The sequence below is a fragment of the Suttonella ornithocola genome, assembly GCF_001889065.1.
Lineage (GTDB): Bacteria > Pseudomonadota > Gammaproteobacteria > Cardiobacteriales > Cardiobacteriaceae > Suttonella_A > Suttonella_A ornithocola.
Genome location: NZ_LWHB01000012.1, coordinates 31585 through 51440, shown reverse-complemented (window position 1 = coordinate 51440; position 19856 = coordinate 31585). Strand labels below are relative to the sequence as shown.

Here is a 19856-nt window from a genome sequence, read left to right as displayed (position 1 = left end):
TTACGCTCAGTAAAGCCTTTAGGATGGGGATTTTTAATCCAGCTATAGACGGTGAATTTGCTGATTTTGTAGCGCTTTGCAACAGCGCGCCAAGTTTCTCCATTAGCAATATCGTTAAGAATTTTCTGTCGGAATTGGCGGCAGTAGGTCATAGGATATGCTCAGTTTGTTTTTAATAATTCGGTAGTGGTTTGAAAAGTATGCTGGAATATTATCAAATAATCCAATGACAGTTAAATATTTAAATATCAATATATTAAAAGAAGTATTTTTTGTAAGAGTATGTTTAGCATACTTTTCAAACAACTACCAATAATTCTACTACAAGTTGTTCTTTATATCTGCTTTGGATAGATTGGATTATAAGTGATTTTACTATATATAGTCAAATCAGCTAAAAAACAGAACGTTATCTACCGCCAGAATGGCTAGATAAGGGCTATAGGATGTTTTGTTTTTTAGCTGATCGCACTATATCGCTTTCAAAAAGCGGTAGTGAGAAGTTTTTTAAGGCGATGACGAAATGAATGATTGTCATGCCATACGGAGAGATACCTATGGAGCTAAAGGAATTAAATGCGCGTTTAATGCGCGCGGCGGATTATATTCGACAGGCGGATGCGCTATTGATTACGGCTGGCGCTGGGATGAGTGTGAATTCAGGTTTGCCTGATTTTCGCGGTGATAATGGCTTTTGGCGCGCGTTTCCACCGTTAGAAAAATTAGGGAAGAGTTTTGTGCAAATGGCAACGCCTGATTTGTTTTATAAAGAGCCAACATTAGCATGGGGATTTTATGGTTGGCGATTAAATGCGTATCGCAACACTATTCCCCATGAGGGGTTTCGGATTTTAAAAGCATGGTCTGAAAAGATGAAATATGGCGCTTTTGTTTATACCAGCAATGTGGATGGGCAATTTCAAAAAACGGGTTTTGATAGCGAACGGGTTGTGGAGTGTCATGGCAGTATTCATCATTTACAGTGTTGTTTGCCGTGCGATAAGGAAATTTGGTCGGCGGATAAATTTTTTCCAAGTGTGAATGAACGTAATTGCACGTTGATTAGTCCGTTGCCAGCTTGCCCGCATTGTGGTGGGATGGTCAGACCAAATATTTTGATGTTTAACGATGGGAAGTGGTTGCCACATCGTATGTTCGATCAAGAGAAGCGTTTTAGCCATTGGATACGAGAAGTGGAAAATTTGGTGATTATTGAGTTGGGCGCAGGAACAGTTATTCCAACGGTTCGTAATTTTTCTCAAAGTTATAGTGAGCATTTTAAAGCACCGCTCGTCCGAATTAATACGACGAATGAGCAGGTGAAGCAAGCACAGGATATTGGATTGCCTTTTGGCGCATTAGAAGCGCTACAACAGATGGATAATCTTGTATCTCCCGAATAGCGCATGATGATTTTTAAATATTTATGATGGTTAGAGGAATGAGCAATGGAATTAAATGAAAAATTAGCGCTTGCAGCAAGTTATATTCATCAAGCAGATGCGCTATTGATTACCGCTGGCGCTGGTATGGGAATTGATTCAGGTTTACCTGATTATCGTGGTGAGAATGGCTTTTGGCGCGCATTTCCACCGTTGGCGCGCTTAAATAAGAACTATGTTGAAATGATGACGCCAGATTTATTTCGAACAAATCCACGATTGGCATGGGGATTTTCTGGATGGCAGTTAAATGCTTATCGTAAAGTTATTCCCCATGAAGGGTTTGACATTTTAAAGTCGTGGGCAAATAAGATGAAATATGGTGCTTTTGTCTATACCAGCAATGTAGATGGAGAGTTTCAAAAAGCGGGATTTTGTGAAGAGCAGGTGATGGAGTGTCATGGTAGTGTGCATTATTTGCAGTGTTGTTTGCCGTGTCAGGATGAGATTTGGTCAGCAAAGTCGTTTGAGCCAAGAGTAAATGAGCAGGACTGTCTATTGCTCAATACCATGCCACGCTGTCCGCATTGTGGGGGATTGGCTCGACCGAATGTGATGATGTTTGGCGATAGTAGATGGTTATCACAGCGAATGTTGGCTCAAGAGAAGTATTTTAGCCATTGGATGCGAGAAGTGAAAAATCTGGTGATTATTGAGCTGGGCGCAGGAACAGTTATTCCAACGGTGCGTAATTTTTCTCAAGGCTATAGCGAGCATTTTAAAGCGCCTTTAATTCGGATTAATCTTAATGAATATCAAACGAATAATGACAGACATCTTGGTCTGCCTTTAGGCGCAAAGGAATCTTTGCAATTTTTGAATAATCTTTTAGAGAATATAGCTAAATGTCTCTGACTCGCATACAACGTTAGCTCGTTTGCCATACTGAGGTTGGCTATCTGTGGTTCGTCAGTTCATATGCAAGCTAACCCCATTCAGCTATAATCCAAACAATCATTTTTGATCATAAAACCCTTTTTTCCCCGCTCTTTAACAACCGAATAAAAAACAAATACTTGCAACAAGCAAAAAAACAAAAGGTCAACCAACAAAAAACCTTTAAAACCCTTGTGGCAAGTGCATCAAATCGAATAAAATTCGAGTTCCCCGCCGCATAGGCGGCTTAGAAAATATTGTTGTGGCTTTTCTTTTAATTCTATCAGTCCCCGCCGCATAGGCGGCTTAGAAAGACTGTTGAGCCGTCAGGCAATACGGGTTCCAGTTCCCCGCCGCATAGGCGGCTTAGAAACAAGCAAGCCTGCGCATCTAAATACACCATGAGTTCCCCGCCGCATAGGCGGCTTAGAAATGCTTAGTGTCGGGCTATGGCTCAACCCCACCGTTCCCCGCCGCATAGGCGGCTTAGAAACAGAGGTTAGCCATCGGAAAGCATTTCCGCTTGTTCCCCGCCGCACAGGCGGCTTAGAAAACTTCGTTGTGCGAGCTGAATAAATCCTTTATGTTCATGCAGCTTTTCATAAGAGAGAAAGTACAAAAGAACACATTGAAAATGCAGGACATCAAATCCTTTGGTTACCAGCCTACAGTCTAGACTTAAATCCGATTGAGAAGAAGTGGGCAAAAGTGAAACATATTTGGCGATTATGGAAGATAGATTGTATTGATACTTTGTTTAAAGTCTGCATGCAATGTTAAGTTTTAACTATATAGCTGAATGAGTTTAGATTGCATACAAATCAACTAGCTACAGACAGCACACATTAGTACGGAAAGACGCTCAAATCCTGTATGCGAGTTAAAGACATTCAGCCATATATCTCATTTAGCAAAAAATTTTAGCTAATTCAAATCAGATAATCAAAAACCTTACTAAAGAAACCCTGATTAACTCGTAAACCAAAAATATTTTATTACTCAATCAAATCAGACAGATATTTTTGCCTTTCTACAGGAAAAGCGTTTAGTCAATGATTTCTTAATACTTTTTAAATAAAACTTGGCAAGCTTTCGTTACTTTCTGCTTAACATTATTACGATTTACTTCTATTGCAATATACTGTATTCCCGCAGAATTTAACGCGAGTTGTTTAATTTCATCGCGTTTTTTAGCATTATGAGATAAATAATGTCCTGTACCATGAATCTCTATTGCAAATAGCGGTAAAAAGGCTTTATCAGTAATAAGAAAATCAACACGTTTGGACATAATATCCCGATAACGTTGATAATCTTGGTGTGATAAAATCTCACCCAATGAAACCTGTGCAAATATCTGCAATGCTTTATTTTGTCGCATATTCAATAGAGCTTGATACGCAGCCTTTTCTGTTTCATTTAACAATTTTTGCCGACAATAGCCCCCCTTTTGCACGCGTTGCTTTTGTGCTTGATAAAACGCTTTATCATTAAATTTTTTCTTTCGCTTTTTAAAAAGTCCTAAAAGCGCAAGGATTAAAACCATTACGCCTAACCAAGAAATAAGATTTGTAGTGATAAAAGAAGAAGGCATATTTATTTAGAGTCGTTTACTACCAAATTATTCTTCAAAAGCTTTTTCTTCCTTTTCTAAGATTTCTGCGGCTTCCATCCATTGCGCCTCTGCCTCTTGTAAGGCGCGCTGGTTTTGAGTTTGTTCGTCTAATAAAGCTTTCAACTTTTCTTTATTCGCTTCTTCATATAAATCCGTATTGGTAAGCTTCTCTTCAATCTGTTTCGCTTTTTCTTCCAAACGGGTAATGGCTTTTTCCCATTTTTCTACGGCTTGTTTAAATGGACGTAAAAATTGGCGTTGCTCTGCCTCTCTGCGTTTTTGCACTTGTCGAGCTTCAGCACTATTATCAGAAAGATTTTTTCCTGCTGAACTCGTTTTTTGGCTCGCTTGTAAATATAGCCGATAATCCTCTAAATCACCGTCAAATGGCAAACATTTTCCATTATCAATCAAATAAAATTGATCACAAGTGGCTCTTAACATTGCACGATCATGGCTAATAATCACCATCGCCCCATCATATGTTTGCAATGCCATTGTCAAACTGTCTCGCATCGCAATATCTAAATGGTTTGTCGGTTCATCTAACAACAATAAATTTGGATTTTGCGCGACAATAAGCGCTAATGCCAAACGCGCTTTTTCTCCTCCTGAAAAAGGGGCAATCGCTTGCTCAGCTTTTTCTCCACCAAAACCATAAGCGCCTAAGAAATTGCGATTTTCTTGTTCGCTACTATTAGGTCGCACAGCTCGCATGTGCCATAACGGCGTTTGGTCTGCCGTTAATCTATCTAATTGATGCTGGGTAAAATAGCCTATTTGACAATGCTTATGTGGTTCTCTTTGTCCCTCTTGGACAGGTAAAACGCCTGCCAATACTTTCATCAAGGTTGATTTACCTGCGCCATTTCTCCCCAATAGCCCAATACGCGCATCACCAGCGATATTTAAGGTTAATTGCTGAATTAAAGGTTTTTCAGCATAGCCCATACTGGCTTTTTCTAAACGTAAAACAGGATTTGGCTTTTGCTCAGGCGTTGGAATTGATAAATGATACTGTTGCTCAGTTGCAGGTGGTGGAGCAACTTCTAATTTTGCTAATGCTTTTAAACGACTTTGTGCTTGTTTGGCTTTGCTCGCTTTGGCACGAAAGCGCTCCACAAATTTCTGCAAATGCGCACGCTCTGCAGCAGCTTTCGCATACGCCGCATCTGCTTGCGCCCGCTTTTCATGGCGGAGTTGCTCAAATTGGCTATAGTTACCTTTATAAGTATCTAAGGTTTGATGATGAATATGAAAAATATGAGTCGCTAAATGGTCTAAAAACTCTCTATCATGCGCAATAATCATTTGCGTTGCTGGATGCGTTTTTAAGAAATCTTGTAACCAAATAACGGCATCTAAATCCAAGTGGTTTGTCGGTTCATCTAATAATAATAAGTCAGCTGGAGCAATCAATGCCTGCGCCAAATTTAAGCGCATCCGCCAACCACCCGAAAAATCGGCAACGAATTGTTGATATTCCTGTGTTTGAAAGCCTAGACCATAAAGCAATTCCGCTGCTTTTGCTGGCAATGCGTAGCCACTTGCCTGCTCAAACGCTTCATGTGCTTTTGCTAAAGCAAAGCCATCACCGGACTGTTCAGCAAGCACTAAAGCTTGCTGCGCTTGCCGATAAGGTTTATGCCCATCTAAGACGTACTCCAAAGCGGTTTGCGCTAAAGCCGGTGTTTCTTGTCGAACACTGGCAATTAACCAATCTGGCGATAAAATAAGCTCGCCTTTATCTGCTTCTAATTCGCCACGAATTAACGCAAACAAACTGGATTTTCCACATCCATTATTACCCACTACACCAACGCGTTGCCCTGGATAAATTGTTGCTTCTGCATCAATCATTAGTGGATTTGCTCCACGGTATAATGAAATTTTATCTAATATAATCATACAATTAAAATATTAACAAGAAAGCGATTTCTAGATAGATACTGCTACTTCCATTCTTTTTCAGTGAAATTTCTATTATTAAATAATGTTTAAAAAATTATCGCTTAGAGATAGTGCAAGAGAATAACAGAATCTTATTTTTTACGCCTTGAAAATTGCCTCTCGTCGGGTAAACTGTATGTAGATTATTAGGATTTTTATATGTTTTTACTGCTTTCAAATGACGATGGTTATCTCTCTCCGGGCTTAACGCTAATGGCAGATGTTTTACGCAAAGAAGTGGAGCGTTTAGCCATTATGGCACCAGATAGAAATTGCAGTGCTGCCAGTCATTGCTTAACCTTATCGCGTCCCTTATCTGTTTATGCACATGGACAAGAAGTTTATAGCGTAGATGGTACGCCAGCAGATTGCGTGTATTTAGCCACTTCTGGCTATTTTGATTGCATTCCTGATATGGTAATTTCTGGAATCAATCGAGGTGCCAATTTAGGTAATGATGTCATTTACTCAGGCACCGTTGCTGCTGCATTTGAAGGACGTTATCTTTCCATGCCAGCCATTGCTGTTTCTAATATTAGTGAAAATCCCAAATATTTTGCCGATTCTGCGCTAATTATTCGCGATATTCTTAGACATATTCTCAAATATCCCCTAAGCAAAAAAATCTTTTTAAACATTAATATTCCAGATTTACCTTATAAAGATATTAAAGGCTTTAAAATAACTACCTTAGGACATAGAGGACCAGCACTTCCTGCTATTGAAGTTCAAAATCCGCGCGGACAGAAAATGTTTTGGGTAGGACGATTTAGCGCAGCAGAAAAGCAACATTCCTCAACGGATATGGCAGTCGTCACTGATGGCTATGTTTCCATTACTCCTTTACAATTCAATCTTACTCACTATCAGCAACTCGAACCCATCGAGCATTGGCTAAAAGGGATTTCCCATGATTAAATATTTTTTCTTAATAACTTCTTGTATCGCACTCTTAACAGCTTGTAGCGGTTATCGCGCCCCAACAGCTGTAGAACTTCATGGGCAAAGAGGTGCTTTAAAACCGGGGGGTAATTACATCATTAAGCGAGGAGATACCTTATTTGGTATTGCTTGGCGATATGGACTTGATATGGATGAACTTGCACGCTGGAACAATATCACCGATAAAAATCATATTCTTGCCGGAACGGTTTTAAGAACCTCACCGCCTATTGGCATTGAGCGCGAAACGGTTATTGCGCCAAGTGTCAGCCAGTCTGGCTTAAATGGTTGGATTTGGCCGACACGCGGAAATGTTACCCAATCTTTCTCCCCTACCCAGCCCGGTAAACAAGGCATTCGAATTAACGGTGTGCGAGGACAAAATATTCGCGCTGCCTCTGACGGCGAAGTTGCCTATACCGGCACAGGCTTATCTGGTTTTGGTCGTATGGTTATTATTCGACACAAAGATCGAATATTATCTGCTTATGGTTATTTAGATAAAGTCCACGTTAGTGAAGGACAAAAAATTCAAAGAGGACAACCGCTAGGCACAATGGGTATCGGTCCGCGTAATACGCCCATGCTACACTTCGAAACACGAAAACAAGGCAAGCCCGTTAATCCTTATGCCTATATTGGCACAACTCCCAGATACTAAGCGACTGCCATGAACTATCAATTCAATATCCTTAATGAAAAAATGGCCTATAACGGCTTTTTCCATGTAACCCAGTATCAAGTTGATATTGAATACTATAACGGGACACATAGCGGTCCAATTATGCGAGAATGCCTAGGAAAAAATGGTTGTGTGGTTGCTGCGCTCCCATACGACCCTAATCGAAAAGAATTTATACTCATTGAGCAATTTCGCATTGGGGCAATGGCTAGAGGTTTACATCCATGGCAGATTGAAGCCGTTGCAGGCTTTATGGATAAAGCTGGCGAAACCGCAGAAGAAGCCATGCAAAGAGAGCTAGTAGAAGAAATTGGTATATCTGCTCAAAAACTCATCCTAGCTCGAGAATACTATCCTAATCTTGGTGGAAGTGGTGGAAAAACCTATCTATACTTTGCTGAGATTGATGCCGCTAATATTCAACCCTATACCGGCCTTCATGTAGAAGGTGAAGATATCCGCACCATACGTCTTCCTTATGAAACTGCTTTTAGTTGGCTCAAAGAAGGAAAAATCTATAACGCCACGCTCATTATTGCCTTACAACAATTTTTACTTACCCCCCAACCTTAAAGAATTTTCCTATGAAATACGCCTCTCAGCTTTGCTTACTCTCTCTCTTTGGTCTATTTTCAACAGCAACAATTGCTGCTGTCAATTGCAAAGACATTTCTAAGTCTTTTAATGCGACTAGAGCAGATAACAGAGAAATTCTCACCGCTTATGCTGAGAAATGCCCGATGACGATTAAAGACGCTCGTGGCTTTAGCTTATACGACAGCGCTGCGCTACATGGTCGCGGAGAGCTAATGAAATGGCTAGTAAATCAACACATCGCCAAAGAAGGACAATACAGTCCAGCAATGATAAAACTTATCCAAACAGGGCTGCGCTATCTAGATATTGATGCGGGGGTTATCAACGGCAAGCTTACGTCAGAAACCAAAAATGCCATTAAAGCCTATCAAAAAAGCATTGGGCAAACTCCCACAGGAAGAATTAGTGCTTCCTGGTTACCGAACTTCTATCGCCAACTTGTTAAAGCCATGCAAAACGATTTTTCTATTCTTGGTTATAACATTGGAGCCGCTGACGGCATTATCGGTGCAGGAACACAAAAAGCGATGAAAAGCTTTAGAGAAAAGCACAAAGTCGCTGTACCAGACTATCCAAGAGTAGATGATCAGCTGATTTATCAACTGATGCTGGCACAAAATGAAATCCAAAAACAAAGATTAGCTAAAAAACGGGAAGAAGAAAAAGCTGCAGCCATTGCAAAACAAAAAGCCTTAGAAGCGAAAAAAGAGCAAGCCAAAAAAGAAGCCGAACGTAAGCGCAAAGAGGAACTTGCGCGTCAAGAAAAAGCACGAAAAGCAGCGGAAAGAAAAGCCAAAGCAGAAGCGGATGCTGAAGCAACACGTCGCCAAAATGCCTTAGCACTTGAGCGCCAGAGAGCACAATTACAAGCTATTCAACAAGCAGAGGCTCAACGCCGTCAAGCACAACTAACTACTCAAGCCCAACAAGTAGAAGCGCAACGTCAAACGCAATTAGTCGCGCAAGCCAAACAAGCCGAAGTACAACGTCAAGCACAATTAGCTGCGCAAGCCAAACAAGCTGAAGCGCAACGACAAGCACAATTAGCTGCACAAGCCAAACAAGCTGAAGCACAGCGTCAAGCGCAATTAGCTGCACAAGCCAGACAAGCTGAAGCACAACGTCAAGCGCAATTAGCCGCGCAAGCCAAACAAACCTCAACTGTTCAAAAATCTAGAACTGGTAGAAAATTTAATAAAGTGAGTGGCATATTAGTTTTTGGTGGTAATGCCAATACTTGCGCCATTAACGGTCAAAAAATTGAGGCTAGCTGGTGTCAAAGTAATTATCCATCAGGGGCAAACAAAGCTTGCGATGCTGTTATTAGTAATACTGGCGTTGTCGTTAGTTTACGTTGTAAATAACAGCTATTTTTATAATCATATTAGTAAATAATATATTTTTTAATATAGAGCGAATATAGTAAATTTATCTAAGGTAATTTAATGAAAAATCTAATTCAGAAAAATGAATGTTTAGTTATAGGTAATGTTTGGGATAGTCTTTCAGCAATCATTCATGAACAAGCAGATTTTAAAGCATTAGGAACCACTAGCTGGGGAATATCTAACACACTAGGTCGAAAAGATGGGCAAGCTATTTCTTTTGAAGACCTCAAAAATGTGGTAGCACAAATTCTAAAAGTGATTAGCATTCCTTTGTCTGTGGATATAGAAGCGGGTTATTCAGAAGATAATAAAGAAATTGTTAATAATATACTAACGCTGGCAAAAATGGGATGCGCAGGCGTCAATTTAGAAGATGCCATTCCTAATAATGGATTAAAAGATAAAGAAAGTTTTTCTCTCTTAATAAGAGAAATCAAAGATAAGCTATTAAAAGAAGGATTTGATAATTTTTATCTTAATATCAGAACCGATACCTATTTAAATCTTGAAAATCCTTTGGCAGAAACTATTGATAGAGCTGTTTTATATCAAAATGCTGGTGCAGATGGTATTTTTATTCCCTGTATTCAAACAGAAGAAGATATTAAAGCTGTTTTAGAAAAAATTAATATTCCACTCAATGTAATGTCTTTACCGAATTTAACTGATATTGAGCAATTAAAAAATTTAGGCGTGCAAAGATTTAGCTATGGAAATGCGATGTCTGATTGCATTATTGCCGAAATTGAAAAACTCACAAAAAACATTCTCAATACAAGTAATACTTCTACTTTATATAATCATAATACAATAGAAACCGTATTTAAGTAATAGTTTGTATCATCATACTGTATGCTATTTATGATTAGTATACAGTATGATGCATAATACATTTAAATTCTTGTCAAAAATAATTTTTATTAAATACAATAAAATTCACATACATAAATATTTATGTATCTTTCTGGAAATTTAGTCATATTAAAATTTCAGTATCAAACTTTTTTACGCCAAATAGTAATGGAATTTATCGATAGTAGTTATTATTATAATAGGCTCTTTCATTATAGGAGTTTCTCATGCAAAAAATATTTACTATCGATGGAATGACTTGTAACGGTTGTGCCAACTCTGTAAAAAATGCTTTGGAATCTGTACCAGGCATTAGTGAAGTCACTGTAAATTTAGCAGAGAAACAAGTCGCTGTCGTCTTTGATGAAAAGAAAATTTCTTCTCAAGACATTATCGATGCTATTGAAGATGCTGGATATGATGCAACCCTAAAATCATAAAGAGGTTTCTATGGATACTACCTTGCGCTTCCATATTGATGGAATGACTTGCCAAGCCTGTGCGAGTCGGATTGAAAAAGTTTTAAATAAGAAATCGGCAATTATTAACGCCAGTGTTAATTTTGCTGGTGAGGAAGCGCAGGTGACCTATGATAAAGATGCGGCTACCCCCGAAGAAATCACACAATGGATTACTAAAACTGGCTATCAGCCTACCCTCATTACCAACGAAACCCCGCTGACTTTTACGCAAGAAAAAAGTTTACCTTGGCGATTGTATTTATTACTAGCCATTTGCTCACCGTTTTTAATCAGCATGCTTTCTATGTTAATCGGGCACGCTATTATGCTACCAGTTCTTTGGCAATTTATTTTAGCTAGCATTGTGCAACTCTGGTTAGCGATTCCTTTTTATAAAGGTGCGATTGCTTCTATTAAAGGTGGATTGGCGAATATGGATGTATTGGTCAGTTTAGGCACAGGCGCCATCTATCTCTATTCGTTAGCAGTTTTTCTTCTGAATCTTTCTCAGCCTGTTTATTTTGAAGCTGCGGTGATGGTCGTTACCTTCGTGAGTCTAGGAAAATACTTAGAAGACAGAAGTAAACATAATAGCTTAAATAGTCTTGGTGAGCTTATTCAAATGACGCCTAAACAAGTCAATGTACAAAAAAATGGGCAATGGCAACTGCTCCCGCTAAGTGATGTTGTAATAGGCGATTATTTAAGAGCTAATCACGGCGATAAGATTGCTGCGGATGGTAAAATCATCGAAGGTGAAATTTGGTGTAATGAAAGTCATCTGACTGGTGAATCTGTTCCAGTTAAAAAGCGTATTGGCGACACGGTACTGGCTGGAGCATTAGTCACTGATGGAAGCGCTATTTATCGCGCAGATACCTTAGGAAACGATACTTTACTTGGCGATATGATTAAAGCGCTTTCCGAAGCGCAAGGTAGCAAAGCACCTATTGCCAGAATTGCGGATAAAGTTGCTGGTGTATTTGTTCCTGTGGTCGTAAGTATTGCCGTAGTGACTTTTATTGCGACTTGGTTGATAACCCATGATGCTGTTAAAGCCTTAGTCCATGCGGTTTCTGTCTTAGTCATTGCTTGCCCTTGTGCATTAGGACTAGCGACTCCTGCTGCCATTATGGTTGGCGTGGGATTAGCCGTTCGGCAAGGAATTTGGTTTAAAAATGCAACGGCTTTAGAAGCAGCTGGAAAAATAGATACCGTTGTTTTAGACAAAACAGGAACGCTCACTGAAGGGCGCCCAACAATTGCAGCCACTCAATTGCTCGGCGCATATTCAGAAGAACAAGTTCTAACAATCGCTTCTGCTTTAGAAGCACAAACCACTCACCCGATTGCAAAGGCTTTTACAGAAAATCATCAAACGCATGCTTTTTCTAAAAAAAATTCCAATTTACATACTTTAGAAGGAAAAGGAATTAGCGCACAGGTTGAAGGAATTGGCGAAGTCCAAATCGGTAGTCCGGCTTTTACCCAAATTTCTGCACCTGAAACAGATTCTATTTGGCAAATTGCGACACTAGTTGGCATGCGAATCAATAACCAACCAGCCGCTATTTTTGCGATTGCCGATACGCTAAAAGCAGATAGCCAGACTGCTATTTCGAGATTAAAGTCTATGGGGATTCGCACTGTTATTTTAAGTGGTGATAGACAAAGTGTAGTTGATCATATTGCCAAACAGCTCGGTATAGATGAGGCCAAAGGTGAGCTTACTCCAAGAGGAAAAGCAGATTTTATTCAGCATTTACAAGCGCAAGGCGCACATGTTGCCATGATTGGTGATGGTATCAATGACGCACCAGCGCTGGCAGCAGCAGAGATTGGTTTTGCGATGAAGGAAGGCGCAGAAGTGGCTGAAAATACCGCAGATGTTACGTTGATGCAGCATAGTGTTAATCAAATGGTTGACGGTTTAGTGATTGCGCGAGCAACTTTAAAAAATATTCGAGAAAATCTATTTTTTGCCTTCTTTTATAATGTATTAGGCATTCCGCTTGCAGCAATTGGACTGCTCAGCCCTATTATCGCAGGTGCGGCAATGGCGCTTTCCTCTTTATCGGTATTGGGTAACGCCATGCGATTAAGGTGGTTAAAATTATAATACGGGTGAAAACTCAATAGTGCTTTTATCCCCTTGCGCTTCTTCCAATTCAATATGAGTTAAATACTGATTGCCTTTTAAAGTAATAGAATGGAAGATTTTTTTGAGTGTCGTCGTTTTAGGCGTTAATACCAGTGTCCATTGTTTAGAATCACCATTTGCAGTTAATTCAAAAGCTTTTTCTAATACATGCCAATCACCGCTTAATAAATCTAAAAACAATTGCATTTGTCTAGCATTGTTTGAGGATGTCTTTTGCCATTTTTGATTTTTTTCTTGGAAAATTCCTTCTGAGGTAATCTTTAAATTAACCTTAAAAGGCTGTTCCACTTGCCAAATCAGTTGTTTCTCTTTTGTCTCCTTAATGGTTTCAATGAGATATTTTCCGCAACTTTCAATGGGTTTTTCTAATCCTCTTAAATAACGCTGCTGAAAAAAGCTTCCTTCTAAACTTTTTTGTTGCTGAAGCTGAATCGCGATTTGCTCTGGCGTTATGCTGTATGCCCACGTCGTCATTAATGCGGATAAAATAAGAATCAGATAACGTTTAATCATTTTGTTGTTTCTCCAAATAAGCCTGAATAGCAGTTTGAAACGCCAATGGAATTTGATACTGTGTTTCAAAAGGATGTGCTTTTACGGCTGCTTGCATGGTATAGGCTTTGGTTAACAATTCTCCTGTTTCTGATTCAATTCGATAATCAATTTTTAAAGCTGTTTCAAAATCTCGTAAAAAGAGATGCACAAAAATCTTTTGTCCAAATTTAGCAGGACGTAAGTATTTTAATTCTACCCGCACAATAGGAAATAAATATCCCGCTTTTTCCATATCAATATAGGTATAGCCCACCGCTTTTAACCAAGCGCATCGCGCTTCTTCTAAATATTTTACATAGTTTCCATGCCAAGCAATTCTCAATGTATCCACATCATAGAAAGGAATTTCTAAAGTGTGAGTATAAATGGGATTAGTCATGTTTATCTTGCCAAAAATTGAAAAAGTTAAACCATTGCAGCGGTGCTTTTCGGCAATAGTTTTCTAACATTTTGCTATAGCCATTCAATGCGGATTGGATAGCTGCCATTCGCGTGCTATGTTGCCACTGTAATTCATCCATAAAACGCTCAAAATAAATATGATATCTACCCTGCTCTTTTAAGCAAAATAGCGTATTTATTGGTGTTTTTAATAAACCTGCTAATAACCATGGACCTTGCGCAAAATCTGCAGAATCGCCTAAAAAATCAGCTGCCAGAATTTTCTCGCCCCGCACGGGAACTCTATCCGCGGCAATGGCAATCCATTCACCAGCATCGACACGCTCTGCTAGCATCATCATGGTTGCAGGATTTAATTCTGTTACTTGTAACAAACGTAAATCATCCGCACCGGCTTTTTTTAATGCAGCATTAAAGGCTTTTGCATGCCCACTATGAATTAAGACATTTAACTTAAAATGCGGATAACGCGCTGCAAATGCACGAGTAATTTCAATATTTCCCAAATGAGAACAAAGCACAAGCTGCCCACGTGACCCTGCTGTTGGACGTAAACTTTCTTCTTCTAAAAATTGTGGACGATGAATAACAATATCATCTAATGTTAAGCGATGTTGCCAAACAGCAAATCTATCTGCAATAGATTCGGCAAATGCCATAAATTGTCGCAAGCGAGGAAAATATTTTGGCAAACATTGTTCCCCATAAGCGCGACGTAAACGTCTTTGATAATAGGAAACATAACAGCGTGCGCTTGGGCTAGTTAAAAAATAATAGAAAGCTACCAAAGTAATAATGAGACGAATCAACCAACTGGGCAAATAGCGAACAATCCAAATAGTGATTGCTAATATCCAACGATTACCGCGTTCGCTTTGCTTTGCCCAATGCTGAGGATTTATTTTTTCCATAATCGCTTCTTCATCCCAAGAAAAAATAGCCGGGTATGCATTAAGCTAATATCAATATTGTCTTTAACCATACGAAAATGTGATACACCATCTTCAGCATAGCGAACAGGCGTATCAATCCACTCAATTGGCAATCCTGCCCAATGGAGATGTACCAAAATTTCGGTATCAAAATCCATTCGGTTCCCTATTTTTTCTTTTTGAATAACAGATAGCGTTTCCGCTAAAGGATATAAACGAAATCCACACATACCGTCATGAATCCCTTTACTTCCCGTGTTCACCCATATCCAAAAATTGGTAATTTCTCGTCCATAACGGCGAGATTTTGGGGCATCTTCACCATAAATAGGCTTTCCACAAATAACGGTATGTGGTGCTTTTTCAGCTGCTGCTAAAAATTTTGGAATATCAGAAAATTGATGTTGTCTATCGGCATCAATTTGTAAAACATGGGTATAGCCTAATTCAGCAGCAGTTTGTAAACCCGTTTTAACCGCTGCACCTTTACCGCCATTGTCTAAATGTCGGATGACAGTCACATTTTCTTTACGCTCTAATTCAGCTAAAACGACTTCCGTTTGCTCGCCAGAACCATCATCCACCACAATACAAGGTAGCTGTAGTTGCAATAAATCTTCTACTGTTGATTGAATCGTTCGTTCATGACGATAGTGCGGAATGACAGCTATCGTTTTTATTCGCATAAAACAATTCTCCCTGAAGCGCAAACGCCTAACGCATTTTTACAAACAAATATCAGCTTATTTCCCTCCTTATTAAGCGATAGCTCTACCGTTAATAAATCATAGGGTCTTAACAATTTCTGAAATTTTAAATTTTCAATGATTTGCGCAGAAACCGTTTGATTTAACCAACGTTGTGCCAACGCACAAACCCATTTCACCTCAATAACACCAGCAACAATACCAATTTCATCAAAATGTCCACGTAAATAGCGTAAATCTAGCGGTACACGTCCCTGAAAAATAGCGGTTTCTTTCGTTTCATTCAGCACTTCCCATTCTGGCGCCTCAGGTGCCGTATGCATGGCGTGTTCAATCGCTGATTTTGCTAACTTAGACATACCATTTCTCGGCAGTTGGTCTGTAAAATGCCAATATCTCGGAATAGCTATTCGTGCTTGATCTTCTGCAATGATGGCTTGTAGCTGTTTTACTAACGTTTTTCTACCTTGTTCGCGCAAAACATCAATACCTTTTGGCGAAAGCGCTACCCAAGCAAATAAATGACTACCTTTGCTATGCAAACATAAATGCACATCTGCAACGCGCGCATCTGCCATCAATACCTGCGTTAAATAACTTAAATCGACTCGTTTATCCGCAATTTTAATGATACTGTCTAAACGCCCAAGCACCTGAAAACTACCATCTTGATTAGATCGAATTCTATCCCCCAAAGTAACGGGATTTTCTAACCATACGGCACTAATCTGGCATTGCTCCTCTTCGACAGTGGCTTGTATTGCAGGTAACCAACAAAAATCTGGCTGACCTTTACGACAAGCAATAATGCCTGTTTCGCTGCTACCGTAAATATCACTGACTTCAAGCTCAAGTATCGTTTCCAAGCGCGTTCGTAATTTATCTGATAACTTCCCACCAGCGCTAAAAATACCAGCGACTTTACCTTTCCAAGCAGGTAAATCTGGATGTTGCACAAGATGCTGTAAAAAAGTTGGACTACTAATCCACCAAACGGGTACTTGCCCTGTTGGGGCAAGTAAGACATCTGGCATTTCTGCACTTTGTGGGGTGTAAGGCACATCAAATAAAAAAGGATAAAGGACATGACTTGTTAACCCATAGCGATGTTGTAAACTAACCGTGCTTAAAACCTGGGAGCGTCCATCTAAGGCGCAAGCAAACCCACACACTTCCTGACACAGAACGTTAAGAGAAAACTGTAAAATTTTAGGTTGTCCTGTTGAACCAGAGGTCATTAAAGCAATAGGAATATCTTGCAAAGAACATTCAACCGCCTCAGTATCAGTCGCTTGTAAACTGGGCTTTTCTTTTTGTGCAGGAATATTCTGACCAAACCAATAATCACAATGCGCATCACACCATTTCACTGTTTGCGCAGCAAGATTAGGCGGTAAAATGAGCATACAATTCGCATAGCTCGCCGCCACAACTGCGACTAACATTTCTCGCGCATTTTGTGTGCTTACCGCAATGGCATGAGCCTGATGCTTAATTAACGTTGTAGCGAGTAAATGCCCTTCTTCTGCTAATTTCTGCTCTCTTGTGACCGCTGCTTCAAATCGCTGCCAACCTTCTTTCATTCTATTCCCTCTCGCTTTTTAAGCACTGTTATTCGGTAAATATACTCTCCAAGCAATAGTGCTCCCATCAACACATAGGCAATAAAGCCAGTATAAATTGCCCATGCACGATAATTCCCAATGACAATCAATATCGCGATGACACTGCCATTAAATATAAAGAAGCCACACCATAGCCAAGTGACTTTTCTTAAATACGGTATGGCTTGTTCGGGTAAATTAGAATGATGCAGACGCGCAAACCGCTCAATCATAGGCATTCCTCGTAAGCTCATTGAAAAAATACCCAGCATCAACCCATTTACCATAAATGGATACCATAATAACCATTGAGATTGACGGGAGATTGCAGCTAGCAAAAAAATAATTGCCACTGAAAATGCTATTACTCGAAAAGCTGCAACTGCAAAAAAACCTCGAATTGCCCAAAGTATTGCCATTGCGAATGCTAAGAACCCCATCAAATGAGGCTCTTGATTAAATAGCCACCATAAAAAAGGATAAGCTAAGCTCGCCAACCAAAGCAGCGCTGCCAATAAGCGTAGCATCAAAAATTATGCCTCACTTTCTAATTGCTTGGCATAAACCGTATCTACCACATCTTCTATGGTTCTTAAATTTCGGAAGTCTTCTGCTTGTAATTTATGACCCGTTTGACGACGAATATGATCAATCAAATCAATCGCATCTATACTATCAATTTCCAAGTCTTCATATAAATTTGCTTTATCATGAATTTTTTCTGGTGGAATTTCAAATAACTCTACCAGAGCATCTGTTAGCATTTCTTTAATCTTTTGCTTTTCCAACATTATGGCTGCTTCCCTTCTGCTTCAACCCATGCCGCTAAAGTATTTACATTTTCAAAATGATGTCTTAGCTTAGCTGAATCGCTTTCCATTGGTAAACCAAATGTTTTCTGCATGGCTAACCCCAATTCCAAAGCATCAACAGAATCCAATCCTAAGCCACTTTCATCAAATAACGCCATATCATCTTCAATATCATTCACGCTAATATCTTCCAAGCCCAAGCGGCTAATAATGAGTTCTTTAATTTGTGTTTTTAATGCCATTTAAGCCTCTCTTTGAAAATAATCAATCAATTCTTTATTTAACTGTTTTGCTGCGATTGGTAATGCACGTGTTCCGATATATTCTTTCGGACTAATGACTTTACCCACGCGAATATGATAAGAATAAGGGTTCTTAGGAATATGGTACCACGCATCTCCTTTTTTTAAGCCCAAAGGTCGCATACAAATACTAACTGGACAAATCTCCTTAGCCGCTCTTAAGCCAATACTGACAGCAGCACGATTAAACGCAATTTTACCATCATAGTCAGTACGCGTCCCTTCTGGAAAAATCATCAGTATTTCCCCGCGTTCAAGTGCATGAGTCGCTGCTTCTAACGTCGTCTCATTTTCATTATTAGGAATGAAGCCCGCCGCGCGAATTAACACACCCAAAAAAAGGTTATCCCACAGTTGTTTTTTCACAATACAATTACTTTCTGGAACCACCGAAAGCAGCAATAAAACATCTAATAGTGAGGGATGATTAGCAAGAATCAATTGACCGGGCTTGCCTAGCAAGCCCGTATTTTCAAAATGATAACGAATAACCCCTGTTACTTTTAAATATCGTAGAAAATTACGCCATAACCAAGCAATGGCTCTTCTTGCGGCTAATTGACGTTGAGCACCCGGAGAGAATTGTAATAACCATAACGGCACCAAAATCTCCATCAATATGGCACCAACCCCAAACAGTAAATAGCCTAAAGCCGTCATTAAACCGCGATAAACGCGATTCATATCTTTCTCCGCCAATACCATGTGCCACCGGCACAAGAATACTGCCACTCTCTTCGTTGTTCACACTGAGCTGCAATCCAATCTAAGGCTTGCCAATAGCTATTGGGGGATTGTGAAAAATCCTTTCCTTGATAGCGCAGAGAATAATCATTTCCTTTAACAACCCGCAGCGCAAGTGCGTAAGGGAACGGTGCACGAGAAGCTGGCACGGCATATTCCTCTTTTAAAGGTTCTTCTACTACCACTACCGCTACTTCCTCTGCATCATCATGTAATAAAGCAACCGCTTCTATTAAAGCCGTTTCTAATACCCCATCATTAGCAGCAACCGCATTCATTTCTGCTTGATTACCTCGAAAAAGCGACCAACTGCCAGAATGCGCATTATGCACAGACAAACCAAAAGACATTGGCGACATTGCGCCTTCGCGTAATAACTCAAGCCAAAGCGAGAAACTACGATTGGTTTCTCCATCATGGGAAGCAAACACTACTGGAATATCACTCGGTAAATCTAAATGATAAAGCGCTGAAAACATCAATTTTGCCGGCAAATTTAAGCGACGGCGTTGCATAGCAGGAATAAAAGTTAAAGCGGGTAACACAGCCTCTTTCGCTTTGCAATAAGTCTCTTTTTCTTTTGCCCATTGTTGCCAATCTGAAAATTGATGATGATAGGGTGAAAACGCTTGCCATGCTGAAATGGAAAAAGAAAAATTCACGAATAATCCGAACGTCATTTAAAGAATGAGAATTTTAGCGGTGACTTATTAAAATTGCAAAAAATTCATATTTAAACATTTACTTTATTTTAAAAAATGTAAACCAACAACAATAAAAGCGCGCGATAGATAAGCATTTTGCTTGCATCTCATTAAAAATACCGATTAAA

At 39.5% G+C, this 19856-nt stretch carries 23 protein-coding genes and 1 CRISPR repeat array; of the genes, 10 read left to right on the top strand and 13 right to left on the bottom strand.

All coding sequences use genetic code 11. The annotated features are described in order from the left end of the window. Positions 1 to 152: helix-turn-helix domain-containing protein (locus A5N85_RS17500; protein ID WP_143143141.1), on the bottom strand; the 152-nt coding region annotated here is incomplete at its 3' end. Positions 153 to 557: 405 nt separating this feature from the next. Between A5N85_RS17500 and A5N85_RS01100 the strand changes: the two genes are divergently transcribed. The 3 genes from A5N85_RS01100 to A5N85_RS16860 all read left to right on the top strand — a co-directional run bounded on the left by A5N85_RS01100 (position 558) and on the right by A5N85_RS16860 (position 3098). Beyond that, positions 558 to 1403: an SIR2 family NAD-dependent protein deacylase gene (locus tag A5N85_RS01100; protein WP_072575570.1), complete on the top strand. Its 846-nt coding sequence runs from the start codon at positions 558 to 560 to the stop codon at positions 1401 to 1403. A 45-nt stretch (positions 1404 to 1448) separates the two neighbouring features. Further along, entirely contained in the window at positions 1449 to 2297 is an 849-nt protein-coding gene (locus A5N85_RS01095) for an SIR2 family NAD-dependent protein deacylase (RefSeq protein ID WP_072575569.1), read from the top strand. A 249-nt stretch (positions 2298 to 2546) separates the two neighbouring features. Continuing rightward, positions 2547 to 2871: direct repeats of the CRISPR family, unit length 26 nt; unit sequence TCCCCGCCGCATAGGCGGCTTAGAAA. Positions 2872 to 2894: 23 nt separating this feature from the next. Then, positions 2895 to 3098, top strand: coding sequence for a transposase (locus tag A5N85_RS16860; RefSeq protein WP_084601502.1), 204 nt, complete (start codon positions 2895 to 2897; stop codon positions 3096 to 3098). Between the two features lie 280 nt (positions 3099 to 3378). Here A5N85_RS16860 and A5N85_RS01085 read toward each other — a convergent pair whose 3' ends face one another. Then, on the bottom strand, positions 3379 to 3912 hold the full coding sequence (locus A5N85_RS01085; protein WP_072575568.1) for a DUF2726 domain-containing protein: 534 nt from the start codon (positions 3910 to 3912) through the stop codon (positions 3379 to 3381). 27 nt (positions 3913 to 3939) lie between these two features. After that, a complete protein-coding gene (locus A5N85_RS01080; RefSeq protein WP_245935990.1) occupies positions 3940 to 5793 on the bottom strand; it encodes an ATP-binding cassette domain-containing protein in 1854 nt (617 codons plus the stop codon). Between the two features lie 249 nt (positions 5794 to 6042). Here A5N85_RS01080 and surE point away from each other — a divergent pair, with 249 nt between their 5' ends. From surE to A5N85_RS01045, 7 genes are all read left to right on the top strand, one after another. Beyond that, entirely contained in the window at positions 6043 to 6801 is a 759-nt protein-coding gene (surE, locus tag A5N85_RS01075) for a 5'/3'-nucleotidase SurE (protein ID WP_072575566.1), read from the top strand. After that, entirely contained in the window at positions 6794 to 7486 is a 693-nt protein-coding gene (locus tag A5N85_RS01070; RefSeq protein ID WP_072575565.1) for a peptidoglycan DD-metalloendopeptidase family protein, read from the top strand. Before surE ends, A5N85_RS01070 begins: the two co-directional genes overlap by 8 nt. 9 nt (positions 7487 to 7495) lie before the next feature. Next, positions 7496 to 8080 (top strand): NUDIX domain-containing protein, encoded by a 585-nt coding sequence (locus A5N85_RS01065; protein ID WP_072575564.1) that lies wholly within the window; start codon positions 7496 to 7498, stop codon positions 8078 to 8080. A gap of 11 nt (positions 8081 to 8091) precedes the next feature. Further along, positions 8092 to 9468 carry a peptidoglycan-binding domain-containing protein gene (locus A5N85_RS01060; protein WP_072575563.1) on the top strand — a complete coding sequence of 459 codons (1377 nt, stop codon included), beginning with the start codon at positions 8092 to 8094 and terminating at the stop codon, positions 9466 to 9468. 81 nt (positions 9469 to 9549) lie between these two features. After that, entirely contained in the window at positions 9550 to 10323 is a 774-nt protein-coding gene (locus tag A5N85_RS01055) for an isocitrate lyase/PEP mutase family protein (RefSeq protein WP_072575562.1), read from the top strand. Positions 10324 to 10571: 248 nt separating this feature from the next. Next, positions 10572 to 10784: a heavy-metal-associated domain-containing protein gene (locus A5N85_RS01050; RefSeq protein ID WP_072575561.1), complete on the top strand. Its 213-nt coding sequence runs from the start codon at positions 10572 to 10574 to the stop codon at positions 10782 to 10784. 10 nt (positions 10785 to 10794) lie between these two features. Next, positions 10795 to 12924 (top strand): heavy metal translocating P-type ATPase, encoded by a 2130-nt coding sequence (locus A5N85_RS01045; RefSeq protein ID WP_072575560.1) that lies wholly within the window; start codon positions 10795 to 10797, stop codon positions 12922 to 12924. On the opposite strand, the gene A5N85_RS01040 is transcribed toward A5N85_RS01045, so the two are convergent. The 10 genes from A5N85_RS01040 to A5N85_RS00995 are packed head-to-tail and all read right to left on the bottom strand — an operon-like array spanning position 12919 to position 19686. Then, positions 12919 to 13479, bottom strand: coding sequence for an outer membrane lipoprotein carrier protein LolA (locus A5N85_RS01040; protein WP_084601501.1), 561 nt, complete (start codon positions 13477 to 13479; stop codon positions 12919 to 12921). The genes A5N85_RS01045 and A5N85_RS01040 overlap by 6 nt on opposite strands. Next, the gene (locus A5N85_RS01035) at positions 13472 to 13900 is read right to left on the bottom strand and encodes an acyl-CoA thioesterase (protein WP_072575559.1); all 429 of its coding nucleotides are present in this window, start codon (positions 13898 to 13900) and stop codon (positions 13472 to 13474) included. The genes A5N85_RS01040 and A5N85_RS01035 overlap by 8 nt, the downstream gene beginning before the upstream one ends. After that, positions 13893 to 14834 carry a lysophospholipid acyltransferase family protein gene (locus A5N85_RS01030; protein WP_072575558.1) on the bottom strand — a complete coding sequence of 314 codons (942 nt, stop codon included), beginning with the start codon at positions 14832 to 14834 and terminating at the stop codon, positions 13893 to 13895. The genes A5N85_RS01035 and A5N85_RS01030 overlap by 8 nt, the downstream gene beginning before the upstream one ends. Next, complete coding sequence (locus A5N85_RS01025; protein ID WP_072575572.1) at positions 14822 to 15535, bottom strand: glycosyltransferase; 714 nt, start codon at positions 15533 to 15535, stop codon at positions 14822 to 14824. Before A5N85_RS01025 ends, A5N85_RS01030 begins: the two co-directional genes overlap by 13 nt. Continuing rightward, entirely contained in the window at positions 15532 to 17145 is a 1614-nt protein-coding gene (locus tag A5N85_RS01020; protein WP_072575557.1) for an ApeI family dehydratase, read from the bottom strand. Before A5N85_RS01020 ends, A5N85_RS01025 begins: the two co-directional genes overlap by 4 nt. Beyond that, positions 17142 to 17696 carry a COG4648 family protein gene (locus A5N85_RS01015; protein WP_143143140.1) on the bottom strand — a complete coding sequence of 185 codons (555 nt, stop codon included), beginning with the start codon at positions 17694 to 17696 and terminating at the stop codon, positions 17142 to 17144. Before A5N85_RS01015 ends, A5N85_RS01020 begins: the two co-directional genes overlap by 4 nt. 3 nt (positions 17697 to 17699) lie before the next feature. Next, positions 17700 to 17954, bottom strand: coding sequence for an acyl carrier protein (locus tag A5N85_RS01010; RefSeq protein WP_072575571.1), 255 nt, complete (start codon positions 17952 to 17954; stop codon positions 17700 to 17702). Between the two features lie 2 nt (positions 17955 to 17956). Further along, positions 17957 to 18220 carry a phosphopantetheine-binding protein gene (locus A5N85_RS01005; protein WP_072575555.1) on the bottom strand — a complete coding sequence of 88 codons (264 nt, stop codon included), beginning with the start codon at positions 18218 to 18220 and terminating at the stop codon, positions 17957 to 17959. After that, positions 18221 to 18964 (bottom strand): lysophospholipid acyltransferase family protein, encoded by a 744-nt coding sequence (locus tag A5N85_RS01000; protein ID WP_072575554.1) that lies wholly within the window; start codon positions 18962 to 18964, stop codon positions 18221 to 18223. Further along, complete coding sequence (locus A5N85_RS00995; protein WP_072575553.1) at positions 18961 to 19686, bottom strand: beta-ketoacyl synthase chain length factor; 726 nt, start codon at positions 19684 to 19686, stop codon at positions 18961 to 18963. Before A5N85_RS00995 ends, A5N85_RS01000 begins: the two co-directional genes overlap by 4 nt. Positions 19687 to 19856: the final 170 nt, after the last annotated feature.

What these genes read in the sequence shown, in the direction of transcription:
- A5N85_RS01100 (WP_072575570.1), top strand. Translation starts at nt 558, where the DNA reads ATGGAGCTAAAGGAATTAAATGCGCGTTTAATGCGCGCGGCGGATTAT.
- A5N85_RS01095 (WP_072575569.1), top strand. Translation starts at nt 1,449, where the DNA reads ATGGAATTAAATGAAAAATTAGCGCTTGCAGCAAGTTATATTCATCAA.
- A5N85_RS01085 (WP_072575568.1), bottom strand. Translation starts at nt 3,912, where the DNA reads ATGCCTTCTTCTTTTATCACTACAAATCTTATTTCTTGGTTAGGCGTA.
- A5N85_RS01080 (WP_245935990.1), bottom strand. Translation starts at nt 5,793, where the DNA reads ATGATTGATGCAGAAGCAACAATTTATCCAGGGCAACGCGTTGGTGTA.
- surE (WP_072575566.1), top strand. Translation starts at nt 6,043, where the DNA reads ATGTTTTTACTGCTTTCAAATGACGATGGTTATCTCTCTCCGGGCTTA.
- A5N85_RS01070 (WP_072575565.1), top strand. Translation starts at nt 6,794, where the DNA reads ATGATTAAATATTTTTTCTTAATAACTTCTTGTATCGCACTCTTAACA.
- A5N85_RS01065 (WP_072575564.1), top strand. Translation starts at nt 7,496, where the DNA reads ATGAACTATCAATTCAATATCCTTAATGAAAAAATGGCCTATAACGGC.
- A5N85_RS01060 (WP_072575563.1), top strand. Translation starts at nt 8,092, where the DNA reads ATGAAATACGCCTCTCAGCTTTGCTTACTCTCTCTCTTTGGTCTATTT.
- A5N85_RS01055 (WP_072575562.1), top strand. Translation starts at nt 9,550, where the DNA reads ATGAAAAATCTAATTCAGAAAAATGAATGTTTAGTTATAGGTAATGTT.
- A5N85_RS01050 (WP_072575561.1), top strand. Translation starts at nt 10,572, where the DNA reads ATGCAAAAAATATTTACTATCGATGGAATGACTTGTAACGGTTGTGCC.
- A5N85_RS01045 (WP_072575560.1), top strand. Translation starts at nt 10,795, where the DNA reads ATGGATACTACCTTGCGCTTCCATATTGATGGAATGACTTGCCAAGCC.
- A5N85_RS01040 (WP_084601501.1), bottom strand. Translation starts at nt 13,479, where the DNA reads ATGATTAAACGTTATCTGATTCTTATTTTATCCGCATTAATGACGACG.
- A5N85_RS01035 (WP_072575559.1), bottom strand. Translation starts at nt 13,900, where the DNA reads ATGACTAATCCCATTTATACTCACACTTTAGAAATTCCTTTCTATGAT.
- A5N85_RS01030 (WP_072575558.1), bottom strand. Translation starts at nt 14,834, where the DNA reads ATGGAAAAAATAAATCCTCAGCATTGGGCAAAGCAAAGCGAACGCGGT.
- A5N85_RS01020 (WP_072575557.1), bottom strand. Translation starts at nt 17,145, where the DNA reads ATGAAAGAAGGTTGGCAGCGATTTGAAGCAGCGGTCACAAGAGAGCAG.
- A5N85_RS01005 (WP_072575555.1), bottom strand. Translation starts at nt 18,220, where the DNA reads ATGGCATTAAAAACACAAATTAAAGAACTCATTATTAGCCGCTTGGGC.
- A5N85_RS01000 (WP_072575554.1), bottom strand. Translation starts at nt 18,964, where the DNA reads ATGAATCGCGTTTATCGCGGTTTAATGACGGCTTTAGGCTATTTACTG.